Origin of the sequence: Aliiroseovarius sp. (assembly GCF_030148435.1) — a bacterium.
Classification (GTDB): domain Bacteria; phylum Pseudomonadota; class Alphaproteobacteria; order Rhodobacterales; family Rhodobacteraceae; genus JASBTN01.
In genome coordinates, this window is record NZ_JASBTN010000066.1 from 29,198 (window position 1) to 51,789 (window position 22,592).

Here is a 22,592-nt window from a genome sequence, read left to right on the forward strand (position 1 = left end):
TGGCGACCCGGATGGACCCGGCCGGCCGTTGCCACCACATGTCGCCGATACGCTGCGTGTCGCCTCATACAACGTGCATTTCATCCGGGCCGACCGCGCCAATGGTCCCTGGTCGCGGTCGGATTGGGCGGCGCGCAAACACGGGCTCGATGCGGCGTTCAAGGCGCTGGATGCGGATCTTGTCGGGTTTCAGGAACTCGCCACGATCCCGGAACGGGGCCTGGCCGGGGAAAACCTGGCGCTGGCCTGGCTCCGGGCGCGCAACCCGAATTACGGCGTGGCCGCGGCCGGGGACGGGCCGGACTTCCCCTCCGGGCAGGCGGTTTTTTATCGCCGTGACCGGTTTCGCCTGCTGGATCAGGGCTGGTTTCACTGTGATGACCCCGGCGACGGCGCAGGCAGCACGATCGACCGGCTGTTGCGGGCGCGTGAAGGCTGGGCCTACTATTGCACCTGGGCGCGCTTCTCTACCCGCAACGGGCGGCAGTTCCAGGTCTTCAACGTGCATTTTCACAGCAATGACCAGCGGCGCCAACGTCAGGCCGCCCGCGACGTCGGCACCCGCGCCGCACCGTTGATGGAAAGAGGATTGCCGGTTTTTGTACTGGGGGACACCAACGCCCTTTCCGGCTGGCGCACGGTGCAGATTCTGCGGCGTGCGGGCCTGTCGATCCGCGAGGCAATCGGCGCCAGTTTCCATTTCAATTCCGGCCTGCACCTGTTCGGCGCAATTGACCGCATCGCGCGCAGCCCCCAGATTGAACAGGTCGGTGGCCCCTGGTTGATCGACCAGCAGTTCGACGGCATCTGGCCCTCTGACCACTATCCCCTGGTTGGCGATTTCCGCCTGCCGTGACGCCGAGAGACATCATATGAAACAAATGCCTGGCCCCCGTGATATCCTGGACAAACTGATCGGTTTTCCGACCGTGTCGGATGTGTCCAACCTGGAGCTTGTGGACTGGGTCGAGGACTATCTGGCCTCCCATGGCGTCCGCGCGCACCGGGTCTATTCCGATGACGGGACCAAGGCGAACCTCTATGCCAATGTCGGACCCGAGGTTGAAGGCGGAGTTGTCCTGTCGGGACATACCGACGTCGTGCCCGTCACCGGGCAGGCCTGGGACACCGACCCGTTCTCGGTGGTCGAGAAAGAGGGCAAGCTCTACGGTCGCGGCACCTGTGATATGAAGGGGTTCGACGCGCTGGTCCTGGCCGCCGTGCCGCTGGCGCTGGAGGCGGGGATCAGGCGGCCCCTGCAGATCGCGCTGAGCTATGACGAGGAAGTCGGCTGCGTCGGCGCGCCGCGCATGATCCGCGAGATGGCAACCCGTCTGCCGCGTGCCTCGGCCGCCATCATCGGCGAGCCCAGCGAGATGCAGGTCGTGACCGGCCACAAGGGCGGGCTGGGGCTGGAAACCCATGTGCGCGGGTTCGAGGTGCATAGCTCGATCATGCACACCGGGGTTTCGGCGGTGCACGAGGCCGCGCGGCTGATCGACTGGGCCAACCGCATGAATGACAAGGTGGCCCGTGCCGACAAGGATCCGATTGCCGCCATGTTCGATCCGCCCTGGACCACCTCGCATATCGGCACGGTCGAAGGGGGGACCGCCGACAATATCACCGCGAGGGATTGCCTTTTTACCATGGCCTTCCGCTGCGTGCCGACCGAGGATCCCGAGACCTGGCGCGCGCTCTACATGGAGGAAATACGCCGGGTCGAGGCGGCCATGCAGGCGGTACACCCGGACACGAGGATCGACGTGAATGATCGCTTCGCCGTACCCGGTCTGCGCCCCGAGGAAGAGGGCGCCGCCGAGCTTCTGGCGCGGCAGCTGACCGGGGATAATGGCTCCCACGTTGTCAGCTATGCTACCGAGGCCGGGCAGTTTCAGGACGAAGGTTATTCGGCGGTGGTCTGCGGGCCCGGCAATATCGAACAGGCCCATCAGCCCAACGAGTTCATCACGGTGAAGGAGTTCAACCGCGGCTGGGCCTTCATGCAGAAACTGGTGGACCAGTTGCGATGAAGCCGTTCCCGATCTCCATCGCGCAACCGGTTGAACATGCGGCGGAACTGCCGGACGCCTGCGATGTGGTGGTGATCGGCGGCGGGGTGATCGGGGTCAGCACTGCGCTTTATCTTGCCAGGGCCGGCAAGCGCGTGACCCTGCTGGAAAAGGGCCGTATTGCCGGGGAACAATCCGGCCGCAACTGGGGCTGGATCCGGGTGCAGGGCCGCGACCCGGCCGAAATCCCGATCATGTTGGAGGCGCGCGGACTATGGCGCGAGTTGTCGGATCAGGTGGATACGGACATCGGCCTGACCCGTGCGGGTGTGGCCTATCTGGCCGATCGTGATAGCGACATGGAGCGGTTCGAAGCCTGGATGCCCAATGCGCTGGCCCATGATCTGGATACGCGGATGCTGACCCGTGACGAGCTTGCCGGGCTGATGCCGGGGGCGGCGCGCGACTGGCCCGGGGCGCTCTGGACCGCGATGGACATGCGGGCGGAGCCCTTCGTCGCCGTGCCCGCTCTGGCGCGGCTGGCGGCGAAAGAGGGCGCCGTGATCCGCGAAGACTGCGCGGCGCGTGGGCTGGATGTCGAGGCCGGTCAGGTCGTTGGGGTGATCTCCGAGGCCGGGCGGGTTCGGGCCGATCAGGTGGTGCTGGCCGGTGGCGCCTGGTCGGCGCTGCTTCTGCGTCGTCATGGCGTGTCGATTCCGCAGCTTTCCGTCCGGGCGACCGTGGCGCAGACCGCCCCGATGGCAGAGGTGTTCCAGGGCGGCGCGGTGGACGGTCGCCTGGCGTTCCGGCGCCGGGCCAGCGGTGGCTACACCCTGGCGCCGTCAGGCTTTCACGAGCTGTTCCTGGGCCCCGATGCCTTTCGCGCCTTCGCGGGTTTCCTGCCGCAGCTCCTGGCTGATCCGCTGGGCACGAAATACCTGCCCTTTGCGCCGAAGGGCTTTCCCGATGCCTGGCGCACGCCGCGCCACTGGGCGCTGGACGGCCCCAGCCCGTTCGAGGCAATGCGGGTCCTGAACCCGGCGCCGAATCCACGCAAGCTCCGCCAGATTGCCCGGGATTTTTCCGCGACATTCCCCTCGCTTGGGCCAACCGAACTGGTCTGCACCTGGTCCGGCATGATCGACGTCATGCCGGACGTGGTGCCGGTCGTCGATCGGGTCGAGGCGCTGCCGGGCCTCATCGCCTGCACCGGCATGTGCGGCCACGGCTTCGGCATCGGCCCCGCCTTCGGCCGCATCACCGCAGATATCGCGCGCGGGCTCGACCCGCGCCATGACCTGAGCCGCTTCCGGCTGAGCCGTTTTCACGACGGGTCCAAGCTGGAACTCGGCCCCAATCTTTGACGAATTGGAGAAAGCAGATGCCGATCAGGAACCGTTTTGCCGAGCTGTTGCCGGAGATCACCGAATGGCGCCGTGACATCCACGCCCATCCTGAGCTGCTGTTCGAAACCCACCGGACCTCGGCCCTGGTCGAGGAAAAACTGCGCAGCTTTGGCGTGGACGAGGTCGTCACCGGCATCGGCCGCACCGGCGTGGTCGGGCTGATCAGGGGCAGGTCGAACAGGTCAGGCAAGGTGATCGGGCTGCGTGCCGACATGGATGCGCTGCCCATCTTTGAGGCGACAGGGGTGGACTATGCCTCGACCGAGCCGGGCAGGATGCATGCCTGCGGCCATGACGGGCATACCGCGATGCTGCTGGGGGCGGCGAAATACCTGAGCGAAACCAGAAATTTCGACGGCACCTGCGTTGTCATCTTCCAACCCGCAGAGGAAGGCGGCGGCGGCGGCAAGGAGATGGTCGATGACGGCATGATGGAGCGTTTCGGCATCCAGGAGGTCTATGGCATGCACAATATGCCCGGCCTGCCGCTGGGCGAATTCGCGATCCGCCCCGGCGCCTTCTTCGCCGCCGCCGATCAGTTCGAGATCCATGTCGAGGGCAAGGGCGGCCATGCCGCCAAGCCGCATGAGACGATCGACACCACGCTGGTCGCCGCCCATATCGTCATTGCGCTGCAGTCGATTGCCAGCCGCAACGTGGACCCTCTGCATCCGGTGGTGGTGTCGACCTGCACCTTCCGCACGGAAAGCGAAGCGCATAACGTGATCCCGCAGCATGTGCTGTTGAAGGGCACGGTGCGCAGCCATGACGCGGGCGTGCGCGACCTGGCCGAAGAGAACCTGAAAACGCTTGCGCAAAGCACGGCGGCGGCCTTCGGCGCCACTGCGCGGGTGGATTTCCAGCGTGGCTATCCGGTCATGGTAAACTCCGACGAACAGACCGCCTTTGCCGCAGATGTGGCCGCCAGGGTCACTGGCAAGCAAACCCGGCAAGCGCCGCCGATCATGGGCGGCGAGGACTTTGCCTATATGCTGGAAAGCCGCCCGGGGGCCTATATCCTGGTCGGCAATGGGGACACGGCGGCGGTGCACCATCCGGAGTACAATTTCGACGACAACGCCATCCCGACGGGCTGTTCCTGGTGGGCGGAGATCGTGGAGAGCCGCATGCCAGCGGAGTGAGGCGAGAAGGCGCATTGGGGGGCTAGCCCCCCAAACCCCCCAGGATATTTGGGGCAAGATAAAAAACGAAGTCGGTCAGGGGAGGGGGTCTGTGCGGTGGAGCGTGATCTTCAGCCCGCCATGGGCCACCGGGGGCGTCGTGGGCAGGAAGGGCAGGCCGGTTGCCTTGGCGAGGCCCCCGTCCGAGGTGACGATGCCGACGCGCCAGCCGGAGAAGCGCTCCATCAGGGTCTTGCCGAGCGAACCATAGAGGCCGAAGAGCAGTTTGCGGTTGCCGATCCGCGCGCCGTAGGGCGGGTTGACGATCACCAGGCCGGGTGGGCCGTCGGGCGGCACGATGTCTGATATGGCCTTTTCGGAAAAGCTGACCCAGTCCGACACGCCCGCGCGGGTGGCATTGTCGGTGGCCATTTTTACCGCGCCGGCGTTGCGGTCCGATCCGTAAAACCGGTGGGCCGGGGCGGCGGGCTGGGTGGAGGAGGTCATGGCCACCCAGGCGTCCGGGTCGAAAGTGGCCAGATCCTCGAAGGCAAAACGGCGGGCGCGGCCGGGCTCAAGGCCTGCGGCGATCTCGGCCGCTTCGATCACGAACGTGCCCGAGCCGCACATCGGGTCCAGCACGGGCTCGTCGCCGCGATAGCCGCATTGGCGCAGGAACAGGGCGGCGAGGGTCTCGCGCATCGGGGCCTTGCCCATCGCCTGTTTGTGGCCGCGTTTGTGCAGGCTTTCACCCGAGGCATCCACGGAAAAGGTGCAGAGGTCGTCCTCGATCCGAACCTTCAACTGCACGCGGGCCTTGTCGGCCTCCTTGACGATCGGGGCGCCCAGGGTTTCCGAAATCGCCTTTTCCACCCGCTGCACGGCGGCGCCGGCGTGGTAGATGCGCGAGCGTTTGCAGGTGGCTTCGACCTTTACCGGGACGTCCGGGCGCAGGATTTGGCCCCAGGGAAACTTGCGCGACCGCTTGTCCAGCTGCGCCGGGTGCATGGCGCGGAAGCTGCCCACGCGTACCAGCACGCGGGTGGCGCCGCGCAGGGTCAGATTGGCGCGCCAGACCTCGGACCAAGGCCCACGCACGGTGACGCCGCCGCGTGAGACCTCGGGCAGGGCAAACCCCTTTTCGCGCGCCTCTTCGGCCAGAAGCTGTTCCAGCCCCGGGGGCACGACCAGGAAGATGTCGAGTTCGGAGTTCTCCTGTTCGGCCAAGGTATCAGCCGCCGGTGTGGTTCATGTGACGGATGGTCTGGCCCTGTATTACCTGCCGCGAATAGTCGAAATCATGGCCCTTGGGCTTGATGCCGATGGCGGTGCGGATGGCGTCGGCCAGGTGGTCGTCGCTGTCGTTCTCGCGAAGGGGCGCGCGCAGGTCGGACATGCCATCGTGACCCAGACAGGTATAGAGCTGGCCGGTGCAGCTCAGGCGAACGCGGTTGCAGCTTTCACAGAAGTTATGGGTCATCGGGGTGATGAAACCGACCTTCTGCCCGCTTTCTTCGAGCCGAACGTAGCGGGCCGGGCCGCCGGTGCGCTCGGCCAGGTCAGTGAGCGTGAACCGTTCCCCAAGACGCGTACGCAGGTCGTTCAGCGACCAGAACTGGTCCAGCCGGTTTTCCTCGCCCATGTCGCCCATCGGCATGACCTCGATGAAGGTCAGGTCCATGTCGCGGGTGGCACACCAGTCGATGATCCGGTCGAGCTCTTCCTCGTTGAAGCCCTTCAGCGCCACGGCGTTGATCTTGACCCTGAGCCCGGCCTTCTGCGCGGCGTCGATGCCGCGCAGCACCTGGGGCAGGCGGCCCCAGCGGGTGATCCTGGCGAATTTCTCTTCGTCCAGCGTATCGAGCGAGACGTTCACCCGGCGCACCCCGGCGGCGTAGAGGTCATCAGAGAATCGATGCAGCTGGGAGCCATTGGTGGTCAGGGTCAGCTCACGCAGGGCGCCCGAGTCCAGATGACGCGACATGGCGTTGAAAAAGGTCATGATGCCCTTGCGGACCAGGGGTTCACCACCGGTGATGCGCAGTTTTTCCACGCCCAGTCCGATGAAAGTGGTGCAGAGACGGTCCAGCTCCTCAAGCGAGAGCAGGTCGCGCTTGGGCAGGAAAGTCATGTTTTCGGACATGCAATAGGTGCAGCGGAAATCGCAGCGATCCGTAACGGACAGCCGCAGATAAGTGACGGCCCGGTTGAACGGGTCGATGAGAGGCGCGTTTTCCATGGCGCGAATTTACGCCTGCGCGCGGGACACCGCAAGGGCTGCGACGACGTGCCACCGCCTTGTGAATATGCAGGTTTTGCTATGAAGCCGGACGCCGCGTGGTCAGGCCTCCGGCGCTTTCTTCCTGGGTGGAAAGATGTATTTCTCGGCTTCCTTGCGGGCAAAGGGTTTCAGCCTCTTGCCATGGGCCTTCAGGAAGGTACGCGCGCGGTCCGGGTCGTGTTTCGACAGGTCGCGCACCCACCAGGCGATGGCCTTCTGGATGAACCAGTCGCCGTCCTCGACGTAAGCCTCGGCCCAGCCCAGCACCCGGTCGCGCACCGCTTCTTCCTCGGGTTTGGGGAAATTCTGCTTGGTCCAGGGCAGGGTGATCACCAGGGCCGCGCGGCGGGTCCACATGTGGTCGCTTTTGGTCCAGGCCTCGACCTCGTCGATGCGGGTGGGGTCGGCGACCAGCCGTTTCTGCCCGGCCATGCTGACATGGTCGGCGATGGCCCAGCTGTCGAACTGGGGCACCCAGGAGGCGATCAGTGCCCAAACCCCAACGTCAGGGTGGATGCGGGCCTGGGTCAGCAGCTTGGCGGCGGCCAGCCGGGCTTCGAAGATATCGCTGCGCCAGAGCTGATCGGCGAGCGCCACGCGTTCCTCCACCGTCAGGGCGCTGCGCCAGGCCTTGGTCAGATCGTTGATTGCCGGGTTCGGGACGCCCAGAACCTCGCGGCTCTGCTTGTGATATTCGGCCTGGCCTTCGGCACGGCCGGGTACAATCTCGGCGCGCAGGGCGGCCAGAGCGTCTTCCAAGGTCATTGCGGTTGTCACGTCTTGTTCTCCGGTACGCCCCCGACAAGGGCAGTTATTCCACCGTCACCGACTTCGCCAGGTTGCGCGGCTGGTCCACGTCGGTGCCCTTGGCGATGGCGGTGTGATAGGCGATGAGCTGCGCGGGTACGGCGTAGACGATCGGCTGAACGAGCTCCGGCGCGTGGGGCAGGGTCAGCGTCTCCCACGCCCCTTCGGCAGCGCGGTCGCCCTTCTTGGCGTCCGACACCAGCAGCACCCGTCCGCCGCGCGCCATGACCTCCTGCATGTTGGACACGGTCTTGTCGAACAGCCCGTCGCGCGGTGCCATGACCACGGTGGGGGTTTCCTTGTCGACCAGCGCGATGGGGCCGTGTTTCAGCTCGCCCGATGCATAACCTTCGGCATGGATGTAGCTGATTTCCTTGAGTTTCAGCGCGCCTTCCAGGGCCAGGGGAAACATCTGGCCGCGACCCAGGAACAAGACGTCGCGGGCCAGCGCCAGCTTTCGTGCGACCTTGGCGACCGCCCCGTCGATGGTCAGGGCGTGGGACATGAGCCCCGGCAGCTGGCGCAGCTCCGCCAGGCGGGTGGCGAGTTCCGTGTCGTCCATGTGGCCCCGCTCATGCGCCGCCTTCAGCGCCATGATGGCGAAGGTGGTCAGCTGGCCGGTAAAGGCCTTTGTCGAGGCGACCGAGACCTCGATGCCCGCGTGGATTTCCACCGCCACGTCGCTTTCGCGTGCGATCGAGCTTTCGGGCACATTGATCAGTGCCACGGTGCGGTCGGCCTTGCCTGTCGCGTAGCGCAGAGCGGCCAATGTGTCGGCGGTTTCACCAGACTGGCTGACGAAAACACCCACGGTGCGCGGGGCAAACGGGGCCTCGCGGTAACGGAACTCGCTGGCCACGTCGATGTCGACGGGCAGGCGGGCATAGCGTTCGAACCAGTATTTCGCGGTCAGCCCGGCATAGAAGGCGGTGCCGCAGGCGACGATCGACAGGCGGTCGATGTCCGCGAAGTCGAACCCCAGGTCCATCGCGATCTCGCCATCACGAACATAGGCGTTCAGCACCTCGCCCGCCACGGTGGGCTGCTGCGCGATTTCCTTGGCCATGAAATGCTTGTGCCCGTCCTTCTCGATCCGGGCAAAATCCATCTTGACCCGTTTCACCGGACGGTTGGCCAGGCGGCCCTGCTTGTCGAAGATCTCGGCGCCCTGACGGGTGATCACGGCCCAGTCGCCTTCCTCCAGATAGGTGATCCGGTCGGTCATCGGGGCCAGCGCGATGGCATCCGAGCCCACGAACATCTGCCCATCGCCGTGCCCGATGGCCAGTGGCGAGCCCTTGCGGGCAGCGATCATCAGGTCGTTTTCGCCATCGAACAGGAAGCAGAGCGCAAAGGCCCCGTCGAGCCGCTTCAGTGTCTCTGCAACGGCTTCAGCCGGGCTCAGCCCCCGGTCCAGATGGTGGCTGGCCAGCAGCGCGACGGTTTCGGTGTCGGTTTCGGTGGCAAATTCGATGCCATCGGCGGCCAGCTCTTCCCGCAGTTCGCGGAAGTTCTCGATGATCCCGTTGTGCACCACGGACACACGGCCCGCACGGTGCGGGTGGGCATTGTCCGTGGTCGGCGCGCCATGGGTGGCCCAGCGGGTGTGCCCAATGCCTGCCTTGCCCTGCAGAGGGTCATGCACCAGAAGATCCGACAGGTTCACCAGCTTGCCCACGGCGCGGCGGCGCTCAAGGCGACCATCGCCATTGATGGTGGCAATCCCGGCACTGTCATAGCCACGATATTCCAGACGTTTCAGGCTTTCGACCAGGATGGGGGCAACTTCATGATTACCCAGAACTCCAACAATTCCGCACATTTACTTGCCTTTCTTCGCCTTGATCGCACGCAGGCGCGCAAAGAATTTCACCGCCAGTCCCGGCTTGTTCACCTGTTCGGCCCGGGCAATCGCCATGGCGCCAGCAGGCACGTCCCTGGTGATCACCGAGCCGGTGGTCGTCATTGCCTCGTCGCCCACGGTAACGGGCGCCACCAGCATCGTGTCCGAGCCGATGAAAGCCCGTGCGCCAATCGTCGTGCGGTGCTTCATCACCCCGTCATAGTTGCAGGTCACGGTGCCCGCGCCAAGGTTGGCCGCTTCGCCCACGGTCGCGTCGCCCACGTAGGAGAGGTGGTTGACCTTCGCCCCTTCGCCGATCTGCGCGTTCTTGATCTCGACGAAATTGCCGATCTTGGCACCGTTCGCGAGCTCCGTTCCCGGGCGCAGGCGGGCATAGGGGCCGACCACGGCGTCCCTGGAGACATGGCAGTCCTCCAGATGCGAAAAGGCCCGGATCCGCGCGCCGCTTTCCACCGTCACGCCGGGGGCAAAGACCACGTTGGGTTCGATAATCGCGTCGCGTCCGATCACCGTATCGGCCGAGAAATGCACCGTGTCGGGCGCTTGCAGCAGCGCACCGTTCGCCATCGCCTCGCGGCGGGCGCGGGCCTGGAAAATCCGTTCAGCCTCGGCCAGTTCCCCGCGGGTGTTGATGCCCAGGGTTTCGGCCTCGTCACAGGTGACGGCGGTGGCGGTGAGGCCGCGCATACTCGCCACCTCGATGATGTCGGTCAGATAGTATTCGCCCGAGGCATTGTCATTGCCCACCTCCGCGACCAGCTCGAGCAACGTGGCGGCCTCCGCACAAATAACGCCGCTGTTGCAAAGACTTATGGCGCGTTCTTCATCCGTTGCGTCCTTGAATTCGACGATGCGCGACAGGCGGTCTCCTTCCATCACCAACCGACCATAGCGGCCCGGGTCGGCGGCTTCGAACCCCAGCACGACCACATCCGCCGACTTGCGCGCCTCTACCAACCGCGCCAGCGTCTTTTCCCCGGTAAAGGGCGTGTCGCCATACAGCACCACGGCATCCCCGTCGAACCCCTCCAGGGCCGCGCGGGCCTGGGCGACGGCGTGACCGGTGCCAAGCTGGTCTTCCTGCACCACCACGGTGATCTCCGGGTCAATTTTGCGCGCGGCCGTTTCAACCAGCGCGGCGCCGTGACCGGCGACGATCACCGTGCGCGCGGGCTCCAGCGCGCGACCGTGGTTCCAGGCGTGTGCAAAGAGCGGTGCGCCGCCCAGTTCGTGCATGACCTTGGGAAGGTCGCTTTCCATGCGGGTACCCTTGCCTGCGGCAAGAATGATAAGGGCTATCGACATAATCGGCTCTTCAATTTCGTTCCGGGTCGTTTTAACTCTAGTGTACCCACCCGCAAGGGGCAGGGGATCAAATTCCCTTTCGATCTGTAACATGGGCGGCGGGGCTTTGCCGAGAGGGAAACAGCGCATGACCAAGCGAACGGTGATCTTCGATCTGGACGGCACGCTGGCCGATACCTCCGGGGATCTGATCGCGGCGGCCAACGCCTGTTTTCGCGGGCTGGGGCATGGCGATCTTCTGGACCCGGTGGCAGATGCCGCCACCGCCTTTCGCGGCGGGCGGGCCATGCTGCGGTTGGGGTTCGCCCGGCTGGGGGGCGGCGGCGAGGCGGCGGTGGATCGCGAGTTTCCCAACCTGCTGGCGGCCTATGAGGCGGATATCGACCGGCACACGATGCTCTACCCGGGCTGTGCCGATGCGGTCGAGCGCCTGCGGGTCGCGGGCTATGCGATCGGTATCTGCACCAACAAGCCCGAAGCCCTGGCCGAGATTCTGATGACCCGGCTGGGCGTGCGCGACATGTTCGCCAGCCTGGTGGGGGCGGACACGCTGCCCACGCGCAAGCCGGATCCGGCGCCCTATGTGGCGGCGGTCGAACGCGCCGGTGGCACGGTGGCGCGCTCGGTGCTGATCGGCGACACGGAAACCGACCGCAACACCTCGCGGGCCGTGGGCGTGCCGTCCGTCCTGGTAACTTTCGGTCCGGACGGGCGCGGGGTCGAGGCGCTGGCGCCCGAGGCCCTTCTGGATCACTATGACGAGCTGGACCTGGTGGTCTCCCGGCTTATTGGTTGATTGAGGAGGCGGGTCAGCGGCGCAAGCCCTTCGGTCGGCAGGGCCGAAACCGCGGCCTCGACCGGCTTGGCAAGATCGCCGGCCAACCTCCTGAACTTGCTTCGCAATTCTTTCTCGGAGGGTGGGGCGGAGGCGTCCCATTTCGGTTCCATCCAGTCACCCTGCAACACGGTGCCGTCCTTCAGCACCAGGCGGGTGCGCGACAGGCGCGTGTCGGGAAAGGCCGCGTTGGCGCGGTCGTGTTCCTCCATCACCATGGAGCGTGACAGGCGCAGCACCTCCGGGTGGTCAAGCGCCTCTTCCACAAGGTCTGCGGGGGTCACGTCGCCCCGGACAAGGGCCACCGCGCTGGGAAAGGAGGTGGAATATTGCGCCTCGTCGGTCAGCCGGGGTTCGGCGGTGGCCAGGCGCACGGATTGCGCAAAGGTTTCCACCCCGATGTGATCGACCTGATCGGCACTCACGCCGTGGCGCGCGCGCAGCTCCAGCACGCCGCCGATCGGGCCATGGGCCCAGCGGCAGACCGGCCAGGGCTTGTAATACTGTTCCAGCGTCAGCCAGCGCTGGCCCAGATCGTGCCAGGGGGCGTGGACCTCTTCGACCGTCAACGCGGGCGCACCGGTGAACCCGGCCTGCGCCAGCAGCGCGGCGGATACGCCCGACATTGCCCCCCAGCCCGACCCATCCTTGACCATGGTCGGGTGGTCGATGCAGCGCATCATCTGGCTGCGCGGGCCGTGATATTCGGCGATGCCCAGGGCGTGGCGGCTGGCCTCGCGTCCGAGGCCAAGATAGCGCGCGCCGATTCCGGCCGCCGCCACCGCGCCCCAGGCGCCCGAGGTGTGATACTCCGGAACCGAGCCATGCAGCGCGAGGGCCAGGCGGCAGCCCAGCTCATAGCCCAGCACGATCGCGGTCAGGAACGCGGTGCCGTCCATGTTGCCCGCCTCATGGGCCATGGCGAAGGCGGCGGGCAGGGCACAGGCGCCCGCATGGCCCTTGGCCGGGTTGAACCCGTCATGGCCGTCCAGCGCGTCGATGGTCACGGCTGCCGCATGGGCCACGCCGGGGGCGGAGGCGGTGCGGGCGTCGAACAGCATCGGGTGGGGGCCGGCGTTCTGAACACTCACGTAGCCGCAGGCGATCCGGCTGGCGCGCAGGGGCGCGGCGGCGATGCCGATGCCAGTCAGGTCCAGAAGGTTCAGCTCCGCCTGTTTTTGCACTTCGGCGGGCAGGTCCGACCATTGCAGGTCGTGAATGAAATCCAGTGTATCCATGGCTCCAGCCTCGGCTGTCAGCGTAAGCGCGGATTGCCTGTTTGCGACACGATCCCGGCTTTTTCTTTGACCTTCCCGCCCGGCCCGCCCAATCTCCGCCCCATGAACGAGCGATTCACAGGGTCTTTCACCCAGCAGGAGCCGATCCCCGACGAGGGAATCGAAGCGGCCCTCCGCGTCATGCGGAGCGGGCGGCTGCACCGGTACAATACGCTGGGCGACGAGCTGTCCGAGGCCGCGCTGCTGGAGCAGGAGTTCGCCGCGCTGATGGGCTCGACATATGCGCTCGCGGTGGCCTCGGGCGGCTATGCCATTGCCACCGCCCTGCGCGCGGTCGGGGTTAGGCCGGGCGACAGGGTGCTGACCAATGCCTTCACCCTGGCACCGGTGCCGGGGGCGATTGCCTCGGTCGGGGCGCAGCCGGTTTTCGTCGGCGTGACCGAGGCGCTGGTGATTGATCTGGACGATCTGGCCGCGAAGCTGGATCAGGCTGACGTACTGCTGCTGTCGCATATGCGTGGACATATCTGCGACATGGGCGCGCTGATGGCGCTCTGCGACGGGGCCGGGGTCAAGGTTATCGAGGATTGCGCCCACACGATGGGCGCGCGCTGGAACGGGGTGCCGTCCGGGCGCCATGGTGTCATGGCCGCCTATTCGACCCAGACCTACAAACACGCGAATTCCGGCGAGGGGGGCTTGCTGATCTCGGATGACGCGGAGCTGATGGCCCGCGCGGTAATGCTCTCGGGCAGCTACATGCTTTATGAACGCCACCTGGCCGCGCCGGGGCCGGAGGTGTTCGAGCGGGTGAAATATGTGACCCCGAATATCTCGGGCCGGATGGACAATCTGCGCGCGGCGGTGCTGCGCCCGCAGCTGGCGAGGCTCCGGGACCAATGCGCCGCCTGGAATGCGCGCTACCGCGTGGTCGAAGAGGGGCTTGCGGGCACACCCGGTCTGACGGTGATCGAACGGCCCGAAGCAGAGGACTATGTCATGTCCTCCTTTCAGTTCCTGCTGCTCGACTGGTCGGAGGAGGCGGTGAACCAGGTCGTGCAGCGCTGTGCGGATCGTGGCGTCGAACTGAAATGGTTCGGCGGGGCCGAGCCTGCCGGGTTCACCTCGCGCTATGACAGCTGGCGCTATGCGCCGAGCGAGCGGATGCCCGCGACCGACCGGGTGTTGAAAGGCATCCTTGACCTGCGCTTGCCGCTGACCTTCTCGCTTGAGGATTGCGCACTGATTGCACGGATCATCCGGGCCGAGGTCCGGTCGGTCCACAACCAGGCTTCGGGGTGACGCCGTTCTGCGGCCCCCGGTCAGACGACCCGGAAAACCTCCCACCGGGTTGAACCTGAAACGATCACTTCGCCCATGTCGCGCCCCCAGTCATCGTGCATTTTGACCGTGGCGATCTTGTCGAAGAATTTTTGCAGCTCATCCAGGCCTTCGATTTCGAATTCGGTTTCGACCAGGCCTTCGCTGACACCGACCGATCCGGTAATGATGCGTTCCCTTGTGACGTCGATATCGGTCTGTGAACCGATTTCTTCGTTCCATTTCTTGATCAGGTCGATGGCCTTCTGCTTGTAGCCGAACTTCGCGGTAAACTGCCAGCGTGCGATCATCATGTGAAAAACTCCCTCGTGGGTGCCTCGACCGCTCGATGGGGTTCCGGGAACTCGTACCGTCAAATGAACGGGCTCAGTTTAGCACAGTTTCTGCTGAAAATCCGCTTTTCTCCCCGGGCGCGCCGGGTTCGTGACGCTGCGTGCGTATTGACCCGAATCGTGCGTGCATCCTAATAAATGAACAAACGTTCAATAATGCCGGAAACACCTCGGCTGACTGCAATACCGCCCGGAGGAGAGGCCCATGTTCAATCACACGATGAATTTCGACCTTGGTGAAGACGTCAACGCCCTGCGTGAGATGGTGCACCGCTTCGCCCAGGACCGCATCAAACCCATCGCCGCCGAGGTGGATGAAAAGAACGAATTTCCCAACGAGCTGTGGAAGGAATTCGGCGACCTGGGCCTCTTGGGCGTCACCACGCCCGAGGAATATGGCGGCTCGGACATGTCCTATCTGGCCCATGTGGTGGCTGTTGAAGAGATCGCCCGCGCCTCGGCCTCGGTCTCGCTGTCCTACGGCGCGCATTCGAACCTCTGCGTGAACCAGATCCGCCGCAACGCGACCCCGGAACAGGCGGCGAAATACCTGCCGGGCCTGTGTTCGGGCGAAAAGATCGGCGCGCTGGCGATGTCCGAAGCTGGCGCGGGCTCCGACGTCGTGTCGATGAAGCTGAAGGCGGAAAAGCGCAACGGCTACTACGTGCTGAACGGCACCAAGTTCTGGATCACCAACGGCCCGGACGCCGACGTGCTGGTGGTCTATGCCAAGACCGACCCGGAGGCCGGTCCCAAGGGGATCACCACCTTCATCATCGAAAAGGAAATGGTCGGCTTCTCGACCTCGCCGCATTTCGACAAGCTGGGCATGCGCGGGTCGAACACTGCCGAGCTGATCTTCGAAGACGTCGAAGTTCCCTTCGAAAACGTGCTGGGCCAGGAAGGCAGGGGGGTTGCCGTGCTGATGTCGGGCCTCGACTATGAACGGGTGGTTCTGTCGGGCATCGGCACCGGCATCATGGCCGCCTGCCTGGACGAGATCATGCCCTATCTCGCGCAGCGCAAGCAGTTCGGCAAACCGATCGGGGATTTCCAGTTGATGCAGGCCAAGGTGGCGGACATGTACACCGCGATGAACTCGGCGCGGGCCTATGTCTACGAGGTTGCCAAGGCCTGTGACCGGGGCGAAGTGACCCGCCAGGATGCGGCGGCCTGTGTTCTGTACGCGTCCGAGGAAGCAATGAAATGCGCCCACCAGGCGGTGCAGGCGATGGGCGGCATGGGCTTCATGAACGAAACCCCCGTGAGCCGCATCTTCCGCGACGCCAAGCTGATGGAGATCGGCGCGGGCACGTCCGAAATCCGCCGCATGCTGATCGGCCGGGAACTGATGGGGGCGATGAAATGAAACTGCAATCCCAAGCCATGCCCGGATCGGACGCCTGGAAGGCGAATCGCGCGGGGCATCTGGACGCACTGGACACCATTCGCGCGGCGGCGGCCAAGGCGGCCGCTGGCGGGGGCGAACGGTCCCGTGAACGTCACCTCTCGCGCGGCAAGATGCTGCCACGTGACCGGGTCGCGAACCTGCTGGACCCGGGCAGCCCGTTCCTTGAGGTCGGCGCCACCGCCGCCCATGGCATGTATGACGATGCCGCCCCCTGCGCGGGTGTGATCGCGGGCATCGGGCAGGTGCATGGCCAAGAGGTCATGGTTGTCTGCAACGATGCCACCGTGAAGGGTGGCACCTATTACCCGATGACGGTCAAGAAACACCTGCGCGCACAAGAGATTGCCGAGGAAAACAACCTTCCCTGCATCTATCTGGTCGACAGTGGCGGGGCGAACCTGCCGAACCAGGACGAGGTCTTCCCCGACCGCGACCATTTCGGGCGCATCTTCTACAATCAGGCGCGCATGTCGGCGAAGGGCATCCCGCAGATTGCCGTGGTGATGGGATCGTGCACCGCCGGGGGTGCCTATGTGCCCGCCATGTCGGACGTGACCATCATCGTGAAGGAACAGGGCACGATCTTCCTGGCCGGCCCCCCTCTGGTAAAGGCCGCGACCGGCGAGGTCGTGTCCGCCGAAGACCTGGGCGGCGGCGACGTGCATACGCGCCTGTCCGGTGTGGCCGACTACCTGGCCGAGGATGACGGCCACGCGCTGGCGCTGGCGCGCCGGGCGGTTGAAAGCCTGAACCGCGAGAAGCCCTCTACGGTCAAATGGCAGGAGCCCGAAGAGCCGCTTTATGATCCCGAGGAGCTGCTGGGCGTCGTGCCCGCCGACCTGCGCACGCCCTATGACATCCGCGAGGTGATCATGCGCGTGGTGGATGGCTCGCGCTTCGACGAGTTCAAACCGCGCTTTGGCGAAACCATAGTGACCGGTTTCGCCCATCTGAAAGGCTGTCCGGTCGGCATCATCGCCAACAACGGCGTGATCTTCTCGGAGGCCGCCCAGAAGGGTGCGCATTTCGTGGAACTGTGCAGCCAGCGCAATATACCGCTGATTTTCCTGCAGAACATCACCGGTTTCATGGTTGGCCGCAAATACGAGAACGAAGGCATCGCCCGTCACGGCGCCAAGATGGTGACAGCGGTGGCCACCACCAACGTGCCCAAAGTGACCATGGTCGTGGGCGGATCCTACGGCGCGGGCAACTACGGCATGGCGGGGCGCGCCTATCAGCCGCGGTTCATGTGGTCCTGGCCGAATTCACGCATCTCCGTGATGGGCGGCGAACAGGCGGCCGGCGTGCTGGCGACGGTGAAACGCGACGCGATCGAACGGTCGGGCGGCGAATGGTCGGCCGAGGAAGAGGCCGCCTTCAAACAGCCCACCATCGACATGTTCGAGGAACAGTCGCACCCGCTCTACGCCTCCGCGCGGCTGTGGGACGACGGTGTTATCGACCCGCGCAAGACCCGCGACGTGCTGTTCCTGTCCCTGTCCGCCGCGCTGAATGCGCCGATCGAGCCGACGAAGTTCGGCGTGTTCCGCATGTGATGCAGAGGCAAGTGGTCATAGGCGGCGTGTACCTACGCAACACTCACCAAGCGTCAGCGAAGACGCCTGCCACGCACCGCGCAGCGGGGCGGCGCCCGACCCGCCCCACGGGAGGGCGCAATGCGACGTTTCACTCCGAACTGCCGGTTCGTGTTTTGCGCGCGGATTGCAACGCTCACCTGTTTACAAGCGCCCACCCAGGGTCGGGCGCCGCCCCGCGGAGCTTCTTCGAAAGGCATGCTCAATGCCCCGGATAGAGATCATCACCGGCGACATCACCACGCTGAACGTGGACGTGATCGTCAACGCTGCCAACAGCTCGCTGCTGGGCGGGGGCGGCGTGGATGGGGCGATACACCGCGCGGCGGGGCCAGAGCTTCTGGCCGAATGCCGCACGCTGGGCGGCTGCGATACCGGACAGGCCAAGGTCTCCGGTGGCTATAACCTGCCGGCCAAGCATGTGATCCACACCGTAGGGCCGGTCTGGAAGGGCGGCAACGCGAACGAGGCGGCGCTTCTGGCGGGCTGCTATGTGAACAGCCTGCGTCTGGCCGTCGAGGCGGGGGCTGACAGCATCGCCTTCCCGGCCATCTCGACCGGCGTCTACGGCTACCCGGTGGACGAGGCCGCGCGCATCGCCACCTGCACCGTGCTGGGCTGGGCGAAGGAAAACCCCACGCCCGCCCGCATCATCCTGTGCTGTTTTTCTCAAGCCTCGGCGGCCGCGCATCGCGCCGTGCTGGGCGGGGCCACCTGGCCTGACGACATGACAACCCCCCGAGGGGAGGAGGACTGAATGTTCAACAAGATCCTGATTGCAAACCGGGGCGAGATTGCCTGCCGGGTCATGGAAACCGCCCGCAAGTTGGGCGTGGCGACCGTGGCGGTCTATTCGGACGCCGATGCGCGGGCGAAACACGTGATGATGGCGGATGAGGCCATACACATCGGCCCGCCGCAACCTGCCGAAAGCTACCTGCGGGGCGATGCGATCATCGCCGCTGCCCTTGCCACCGGGGCGCAGGGCATTCACCCGGGATACGGCTTCCTGTCGGAAAACCCCGATTTCGTGGACGCGGTCGAGGCTGCGGGCCTGACCTTCATCGGCCCCTCGGCCAGCGCGATCCGCGCCATGGGCCTGAAGGACGCCGCCAAGAAGCTGATGGTCGAGGCGGGCGTGCCCGTTGTGCCCGGCTATCACGGTGACAACCAGGACCCTGCCTTCCTGGCCGCCGAGGCCGACAAGATGGGCTATCCGGTGCTGATCAAGGCGGTCGCGGGCGGCGGCGGCAAGGGGATGCGCCGCGTCGATGATCCCGCCGACTTCGCCGACGCTCTGGCCAGCGCGCAGGGCGAGGCACAGACTGCTTTCGGCAACCCGGACGTCCTGATCGAGAAATATATCCTCAGCCCCCGCCACATCGAGGTGCAGGTCTTTGGCGACGGCACCCATGCGGTGCACCTGTTCGAACGCGACTGTTCGCTGCAACGTCGTCACCAGAAGGTGATCGAGGAAGCCCCCGCGCCGGGCATGACCCGCGAGGTGCGCGAGGCCATGGGCAGCGCCGGTGTGCGCGCCGCCGAGGCGATCGGCTACAAGGGCGCGGGCACGGTCGAATTCATCGTGGATGGCGCGAACGGCCTGCGCCCCGACGGGTTCTGGTTCATGGAGATGAACACCCGTCTGCAGGTGGAACACCCGGTCACGGAAGAGATCACCGGGGTCGACTTGGTTGAATGGCAGCTGCGCGTTGCCTCGGGCGAAGGGCTGCCGGCGCGGCAGGAGGACCTGTCGATCAACGGCCATGCCTTCGAAGCCCGGCTCTATGCCGAAGACGTGCCGAAGGGTTTCCTGCCCGCCACCGGCACCCTGACCCACCTGCGGTTTCCCGAGGGTGCTCGCGCCGACAGCGGCGTGCGGGCAGGGGACACGATCAGCCCCTTCTATGACCCGATGATCGCCAAGCTGACCGTGCATGGCGCGACGCGGGCCGCAGCGCTGCAACGGCTGACGGCGGCACTGGAACATTGCGAGGTCGCCGGGTCTGTCACCAACCTGGGCTTCCTCGGCGCCCTGGCCCGGCACGAGGGCTTTTCGGCGGGCGATGTGGACACCGGGCTGATCGAACGCGACCTCGATGCCCTGATCGCCGAGGATGGTGCGACGATCAGCGACATCGGCGCGGCCGCCCTCTCCGCCTTGAACCTGCTGAAGCCGAAGGGGTCGGGATTTACCCTGTGGGGCGGGCTGAACCATTTCGTCACCCTGACCCATGGCGAGGAACAGTTCGACGTGGTGGTCACTTCGTACGGGGCCGATCACCACGTGATCACGGTCGGCGACAACCAGATTGAGGCGATTGCGATTGACGGCCAGTGGAAGCTGGGCGGCGACCGCGGTCCGCGGGTTGCCCGGGCCGGAAACGTGGTGACTGTGTTCACCGGCTCGGGGCTGGAGTTCCACGTGGCCGACCCGCTGGACCGCGACGCAGGGGTCGGGGCCGGGGCGGGCGTGATCAAGGCGCCGATGCCGGGCTTGGTCAAGGCGGTCTTTGCCGGGGCCGGACAGGAGGTCAAGCAGGGCGACCGGCTGGCGATCCTGGAAGCGATGAAGATGGAGCACTCGCTGGAAGCGGCGCGCGATGGCGTTGTGGCCGAGGTGCTCTGTTCGGATGGCGATCAGGTCGAGGCCGGCGCCCCCCTGATCCGTCTGGAGGACGAAGATGAGTGAGTTCAAGCTGCACCATGTGCAATACGGGCGCTCGGTCCGGGTGCTCTGGCTGATCGAGGAGGCCGGTCTGGAACAGAAGATTGGCCCGCTCGAGGTCATTGAATACCAGATCGGCACGCCCGAGATGCGTGAAGGTGGGCTGCCCAGGGTCTCGCCCGCCGCACGCATCCCGGCGATTGAAATCGGCGACATGGCGATGAGCGAAAGCCCGGCCATCGTCGAATACCTGGTGGAAACCTATGCGCCCGAACTGGGCGTGGCGGTGGGCGGAGCCGAACGCACCGATTACCTGCAATGGATCCACTATTCGGAAACCATGGCCAGCCTGATCGAGCAGTTGAACCTGCAGATGGTCTTCCTGCGTCCGCCCGCAAAACCCAGCCCGATCGTGATCAAGCTGAACGTGGCGCGGTTGCGCGCGACGCTGGCCGGTCTGGAGGCACGGCTGGAGGGGCGCGACTGGCTGCTGGACCGTGGGTTCACGGCGGCCGATATCATGATGGGGTTCAACCTGTTTGCCGCACCTTACTATGTGAAGCTGGACGAGTTCCCGAACATCCTGCGCTATGTGGCGCGCATCCAGGCGATGCCCTCGCACCAGCGCACGGTGGCGCGCGAGGGTGAACAGCGGTTCTATGCACAGGACTTCTACCCCGTACCGGAGGAATAAGATGGCGGAATATGTCGAAATCTTCGAAGTCGGCCCGCGTGACGGGTTGCAGAATGAAAAACGCCAGATCCCGACGGCAGAGAAGGTCGCCCTGGTCGACACCCTGTCCGCTGCGGGCTTCAAACGGATCGAGATCGCGAGCTTCGTAAGCCCCAAGTGGGTGCCGCAGATGGCGGACTCGGCTGACGTACTGGCCGGGATCACCCGGCGCGACGGCATCTCCTACGCGGCCCTGACGCCGAATCTGCGCGGGTTCGAAGGCGCGGTGGCCGCCAAGGCCGACGAGATCGCCATCTTCGGCTCGGCGTCCGAAGGGTTCTCCAAGGCCAATATCAACGCGACGATTGCCGAAAGCCTCGAACGCTTCGCCCCGGTGGCCGAGGCCGCCAAGGCGGCGGGCCTGCCGATCCGCGGCTATGTCTCCTGCGTGACCGATTGCCCCTATGACGGGGCCACCCCGCCGGAACAGGTTGCCTGGGTGGCCGAAAAGCTGATCGCGATGGGCTGCTATGAGGTCAGCCTGGGCGACACGATCGGACAGGCCACACCTGACAGCATCGGCGCCATGCTGGACGCGGTGCTGGGCGTGGCGGAGCCCGGGATGTTCGCGGGGCATTACCATGACACCAGCGGCAGGGCGCTGGCGAATATCGAGGTCTCGCTGGAAAAGGGCCTTCGCGTCTTTGACGCTGCCGTCGGCGGCCTGGGAGGCTGCCCTTATGCGCCGGGCGCTGCGGGCAATGTCGCGACCGAGGCGGTGCACGACCGCGTCACCGCGCTGGGCTATGACACCGGGCTGGATCGTGCCGTTCTGGAACAGGCCGCCGCGATGGCACGCCGGATGCGGCAGGAAGGACAAGACCATGTATGAAACGATAGAGATCAGGATTGATGACCGGGGCGTCGCCACGCTCACGCTGGACCGCGAGGACAAGCACAACGCCCTGTCGGCGCAGATGATCGCCGAGCTGACCGAGGCCGCCGAAAAGCTGGGCGCGGACCCGGCGGTGCGGGTGGTTATCCTGACCGGGGCGGGCAAGAGCTTCTGTGCAGGGGGCGACCTGCGCTGGATGCAGGACCAGATGGCGGCGGATGCGGACACCCGGTTCGTCGAGGCCAAGAAACTGGCCATGATGCTGAATGCACTGAATGAAATGCCGAAACCTTTGATCGGCCGGGTGCAGGGTCAGGCCTTTGGCGGCGGCGTCGGCATGGCCTCGGTCTGTGATGTGGCGATCGGCGTGGACAGCGCCAAGTTCGGCCTGACCGAGACCCGGTTGGGCCTGATCCCGGCCACCATAGGCCCCTATGTACTGGCCCGCCTGGGCGAGGCAATGGCGCGGCGCGTCTTCATGTCCGCGCGCATCTTCGGTGCCGAAGAGGCCGTGACCCTGGGGCTGCTGGCGAAAGCCGTGCCCGCCGAGGCGCTGGACGACGCGGTGGAGGCCGAGGTCAAACCCTATCTGACCTGCGCCCCGGGCGCGGTGGCCGAGGCCAAGCGATTCACCCGCTGGTTGGGCATGCCGATCAGCGAAGAGGTGATCGACCAGACCATTCGCGGCCTTGTCGAACGCTGGGAAAGCGACGAGGCGCAGGAGGGAATCGGCGCCTTCTTCGACAAGCGCAAACCCGGCTGGGTGGGCTGAGCGCCCGGCTTCGGACGAGGCGATTTGAGGCCC

Annotated in this window: 20 protein-coding genes; 13 read left to right on the forward strand and 7 right to left on the reverse strand. The window is 65.6% G+C overall.

Going from position 1 to position 22,592, the window contains the following annotated elements:
- Window positions 1–28: 28 nt before the first annotated feature.
- From Q1V43_RS11885 to Q1V43_RS11900, 4 genes are read left to right on the forward strand one after another with little or no spacing between them, the layout of a single operon-like run.
- Entirely contained in the window at window positions 29–856 is an 828-nt protein-coding gene (locus Q1V43_RS11885) for an endonuclease/exonuclease/phosphatase family protein (RefSeq protein WP_300518135.1), read from the forward strand.
- Window positions 857–881: 25 nt separating this feature from the next.
- Complete coding sequence (gene argE / locus Q1V43_RS11890; RefSeq protein WP_300518223.1) at window positions 882–2,033, forward strand: acetylornithine deacetylase; 1,152 nt, start codon at window positions 882–884, stop codon at window positions 2,031–2,033.
- Window positions 2,030–3,376 carry an FAD-dependent oxidoreductase gene (locus tag Q1V43_RS11895; RefSeq protein ID WP_300518138.1) on the forward strand — a complete coding sequence of 449 codons (1,347 nt, stop codon included), beginning with the start codon at window positions 2,030–2,032 and terminating at the stop codon, window positions 3,374–3,376. Before argE ends, Q1V43_RS11895 begins: the two co-directional genes overlap by 4 nt.
- Window positions 3,377–3,393: 17 nt before the next feature.
- Window positions 3,394–4,560: a M20 aminoacylase family protein gene (locus tag Q1V43_RS11900; RefSeq protein WP_300518141.1), complete on the forward strand. Its 1,167-nt coding sequence runs from the start codon at window positions 3,394–3,396 to the stop codon at window positions 4,558–4,560.
- A 75-nt stretch (window positions 4,561–4,635) separates the two neighbouring features.
- On the opposite strand, the gene Q1V43_RS11905 is transcribed toward Q1V43_RS11900, so the two are convergent.
- The 5 genes from Q1V43_RS11905 to glmU form a co-directional block, all read right to left on the reverse strand.
- Window positions 4,636–5,766 (reverse strand): class I SAM-dependent RNA methyltransferase, encoded by a 1,131-nt coding sequence (locus tag Q1V43_RS11905; protein ID WP_300518144.1) that lies wholly within the window; start codon window positions 5,764–5,766, stop codon window positions 4,636–4,638.
- A gap of 4 nt (window positions 5,767–5,770) precedes the next feature.
- On the reverse strand, window positions 5,771–6,778 hold the full coding sequence (moaA, locus tag Q1V43_RS11910) for a GTP 3',8-cyclase MoaA (RefSeq protein ID WP_300518146.1): 1,008 nt from the start codon (window positions 6,776–6,778) through the stop codon (window positions 5,771–5,773).
- 102 nt (window positions 6,779–6,880) lie between these two features.
- Entirely contained in the window at window positions 6,881–7,585 is a 705-nt protein-coding gene (locus Q1V43_RS11915) for a DNA alkylation repair protein (protein ID WP_300518226.1), read from the reverse strand.
- A 46-nt stretch (window positions 7,586–7,631) separates the two neighbouring features.
- On the reverse strand, window positions 7,632–9,449 hold the full coding sequence (glmS, locus tag Q1V43_RS11920) for a glutamine--fructose-6-phosphate transaminase (isomerizing) (RefSeq protein WP_300518148.1): 1,818 nt from the start codon (window positions 9,447–9,449) through the stop codon (window positions 7,632–7,634).
- Window positions 9,450–10,796, reverse strand: a complete 1,347-nt coding sequence (gene glmU, locus Q1V43_RS11925) for a bifunctional UDP-N-acetylglucosamine diphosphorylase/glucosamine-1-phosphate N-acetyltransferase GlmU (RefSeq protein ID WP_300518150.1) — start codon at window positions 10,794–10,796, stop codon at window positions 9,450–9,452.
- A gap of 127 nt (window positions 10,797–10,923) precedes the next feature.
- Between glmU and Q1V43_RS11930 the strand changes: the two genes are divergently transcribed.
- Window positions 10,924–11,592 (forward strand): HAD-IA family hydrolase, encoded by a 669-nt coding sequence (locus tag Q1V43_RS11930; RefSeq protein WP_300518152.1) that lies wholly within the window; start codon window positions 10,924–10,926, stop codon window positions 11,590–11,592.
- On the opposite strand, the gene Q1V43_RS11935 is transcribed toward Q1V43_RS11930, so the two are convergent.
- Window positions 11,550–12,869 (reverse strand): MmgE/PrpD family protein, encoded by a 1,320-nt coding sequence (locus Q1V43_RS11935; protein WP_300518155.1) that lies wholly within the window; start codon window positions 12,867–12,869, stop codon window positions 11,550–11,552. The genes Q1V43_RS11930 and Q1V43_RS11935 overlap by 43 nt on opposite strands.
- A gap of 102 nt (window positions 12,870–12,971) precedes the next feature.
- Here Q1V43_RS11935 and Q1V43_RS11940 point away from each other — a divergent pair, with 102 nt between their 5' ends.
- Window positions 12,972–14,171: an aminotransferase class I/II-fold pyridoxal phosphate-dependent enzyme gene (locus Q1V43_RS11940; protein WP_300518158.1), complete on the forward strand. Its 1,200-nt coding sequence runs from the start codon at window positions 12,972–12,974 to the stop codon at window positions 14,169–14,171.
- 20 nt (window positions 14,172–14,191) lie between these two features.
- Here the strand turns inward: Q1V43_RS11940 and Q1V43_RS11945 are convergent, their stop codons facing one another.
- Complete coding sequence (locus Q1V43_RS11945; RefSeq protein ID WP_300518161.1) at window positions 14,192–14,503, reverse strand: hypothetical protein; 312 nt, start codon at window positions 14,501–14,503, stop codon at window positions 14,192–14,194.
- Window positions 14,504–14,747: 244 nt separating this feature from the next.
- Here Q1V43_RS11945 and Q1V43_RS11950 point away from each other — a divergent pair, with 244 nt between their 5' ends.
- The 7 genes from Q1V43_RS11950 (at window position 14,748) to Q1V43_RS11980 (ending at window position 22,559) form a co-directional block, all read left to right on the forward strand.
- Window positions 14,748–15,911: an isovaleryl-CoA dehydrogenase gene (locus tag Q1V43_RS11950; RefSeq protein WP_300518164.1), complete on the forward strand. Its 1,164-nt coding sequence runs from the start codon at window positions 14,748–14,750 to the stop codon at window positions 15,909–15,911.
- The gene (locus Q1V43_RS11955) at window positions 15,908–17,512 is read left to right on the forward strand and encodes a carboxyl transferase domain-containing protein (RefSeq protein ID WP_300518167.1); all 1,605 of its coding nucleotides are present in this window, start codon (window positions 15,908–15,910) and stop codon (window positions 17,510–17,512) included. The genes Q1V43_RS11950 and Q1V43_RS11955 overlap by 4 nt, the downstream gene beginning before the upstream one ends.
- 244 nt (window positions 17,513–17,756) lie before the next feature.
- Window positions 17,757–18,308, forward strand: a complete 552-nt coding sequence (locus Q1V43_RS11960) for an O-acetyl-ADP-ribose deacetylase (RefSeq protein WP_300518170.1) — start codon at window positions 17,757–17,759, stop codon at window positions 18,306–18,308.
- Complete coding sequence (locus tag Q1V43_RS11965) at window positions 18,309–20,243, forward strand: acetyl/propionyl/methylcrotonyl-CoA carboxylase subunit alpha (RefSeq protein WP_300518173.1); 1,935 nt, start codon at window positions 18,309–18,311, stop codon at window positions 20,241–20,243.
- On the forward strand, window positions 20,236–20,913 hold the full coding sequence (locus Q1V43_RS11970; protein WP_300518176.1) for a glutathione S-transferase family protein: 678 nt from the start codon (window positions 20,236–20,238) through the stop codon (window positions 20,911–20,913). Before Q1V43_RS11965 ends, Q1V43_RS11970 begins: the two co-directional genes overlap by 8 nt.
- 1 nt (window position 20,914) lies before the next feature.
- The gene (locus tag Q1V43_RS11975; protein WP_300518179.1) at window positions 20,915–21,784 is read left to right on the forward strand and encodes a hydroxymethylglutaryl-CoA lyase; all 870 of its coding nucleotides are present in this window, start codon (window positions 20,915–20,917) and stop codon (window positions 21,782–21,784) included.
- Entirely contained in the window at window positions 21,777–22,559 is a 783-nt protein-coding gene (locus Q1V43_RS11980; RefSeq protein ID WP_300518182.1) for a crotonase/enoyl-CoA hydratase family protein, read from the forward strand. The genes Q1V43_RS11975 and Q1V43_RS11980 overlap by 8 nt, the downstream gene beginning before the upstream one ends.
- Window positions 22,560–22,592: the final 33 nt, after the last annotated feature.

Coding starts and splice junctions, on each gene's coding strand:
- argE (WP_300518223.1), top strand. CDS start 882: ATGCCTGGCCCCCGTGATATCCTGGACAAACTGATCGGTTTTCCGACC.
- Q1V43_RS11895 (WP_300518138.1), top strand. CDS start 2,030: ATGAAGCCGTTCCCGATCTCCATCGCGCAACCGGTTGAACATGCGGCG.
- Q1V43_RS11900 (WP_300518141.1), top strand. CDS start 3,394: ATGCCGATCAGGAACCGTTTTGCCGAGCTGTTGCCGGAGATCACCGAA.
- moaA (WP_300518146.1), bottom strand. CDS start 6,778: ATGGAAAACGCGCCTCTCATCGACCCGTTCAACCGGGCCGTCACTTAT.
- Q1V43_RS11915 (WP_300518226.1), bottom strand. CDS start 7,585: ATGACCTTGGAAGACGCTCTGGCCGCCCTGCGCGCCGAGATTGTACCC.
- glmS (WP_300518148.1), bottom strand. CDS start 9,449: ATGTGCGGAATTGTTGGAGTTCTGGGTAATCATGAAGTTGCCCCCATC.
- glmU (WP_300518150.1), bottom strand. CDS start 10,796: ATGTCGATAGCCCTTATCATTCTTGCCGCAGGCAAGGGTACCCGCATG.
- Q1V43_RS11930 (WP_300518152.1), top strand. CDS start 10,924: ATGACCAAGCGAACGGTGATCTTCGATCTGGACGGCACGCTGGCCGAT.
- Q1V43_RS11935 (WP_300518155.1), bottom strand. CDS start 12,869: ATGGATACACTGGATTTCATTCACGACCTGCAATGGTCGGACCTGCCC.
- Q1V43_RS11940 (WP_300518158.1), top strand. CDS start 12,972: ATGAACGAGCGATTCACAGGGTCTTTCACCCAGCAGGAGCCGATCCCC.
- Q1V43_RS11945 (WP_300518161.1), bottom strand. CDS start 14,503: ATGATGATCGCACGCTGGCAGTTTACCGCGAAGTTCGGCTACAAGCAG.
- Q1V43_RS11950 (WP_300518164.1), top strand. CDS start 14,748: ATGTTCAATCACACGATGAATTTCGACCTTGGTGAAGACGTCAACGCC.
- Q1V43_RS11955 (WP_300518167.1), top strand. CDS start 15,908: ATGAAACTGCAATCCCAAGCCATGCCCGGATCGGACGCCTGGAAGGCG.
- Q1V43_RS11960 (WP_300518170.1), top strand. CDS start 17,757: ATGCCCCGGATAGAGATCATCACCGGCGACATCACCACGCTGAACGTG.
- Q1V43_RS11965 (WP_300518173.1), top strand. CDS start 18,309: ATGTTCAACAAGATCCTGATTGCAAACCGGGGCGAGATTGCCTGCCGG.
- Q1V43_RS11970 (WP_300518176.1), top strand. CDS start 20,236: ATGAGTGAGTTCAAGCTGCACCATGTGCAATACGGGCGCTCGGTCCGG.
- Q1V43_RS11975 (WP_300518179.1), top strand. CDS start 20,915: ATGGCGGAATATGTCGAAATCTTCGAAGTCGGCCCGCGTGACGGGTTG.
- Q1V43_RS11980 (WP_300518182.1), top strand. CDS start 21,777: ATGTATGAAACGATAGAGATCAGGATTGATGACCGGGGCGTCGCCACG.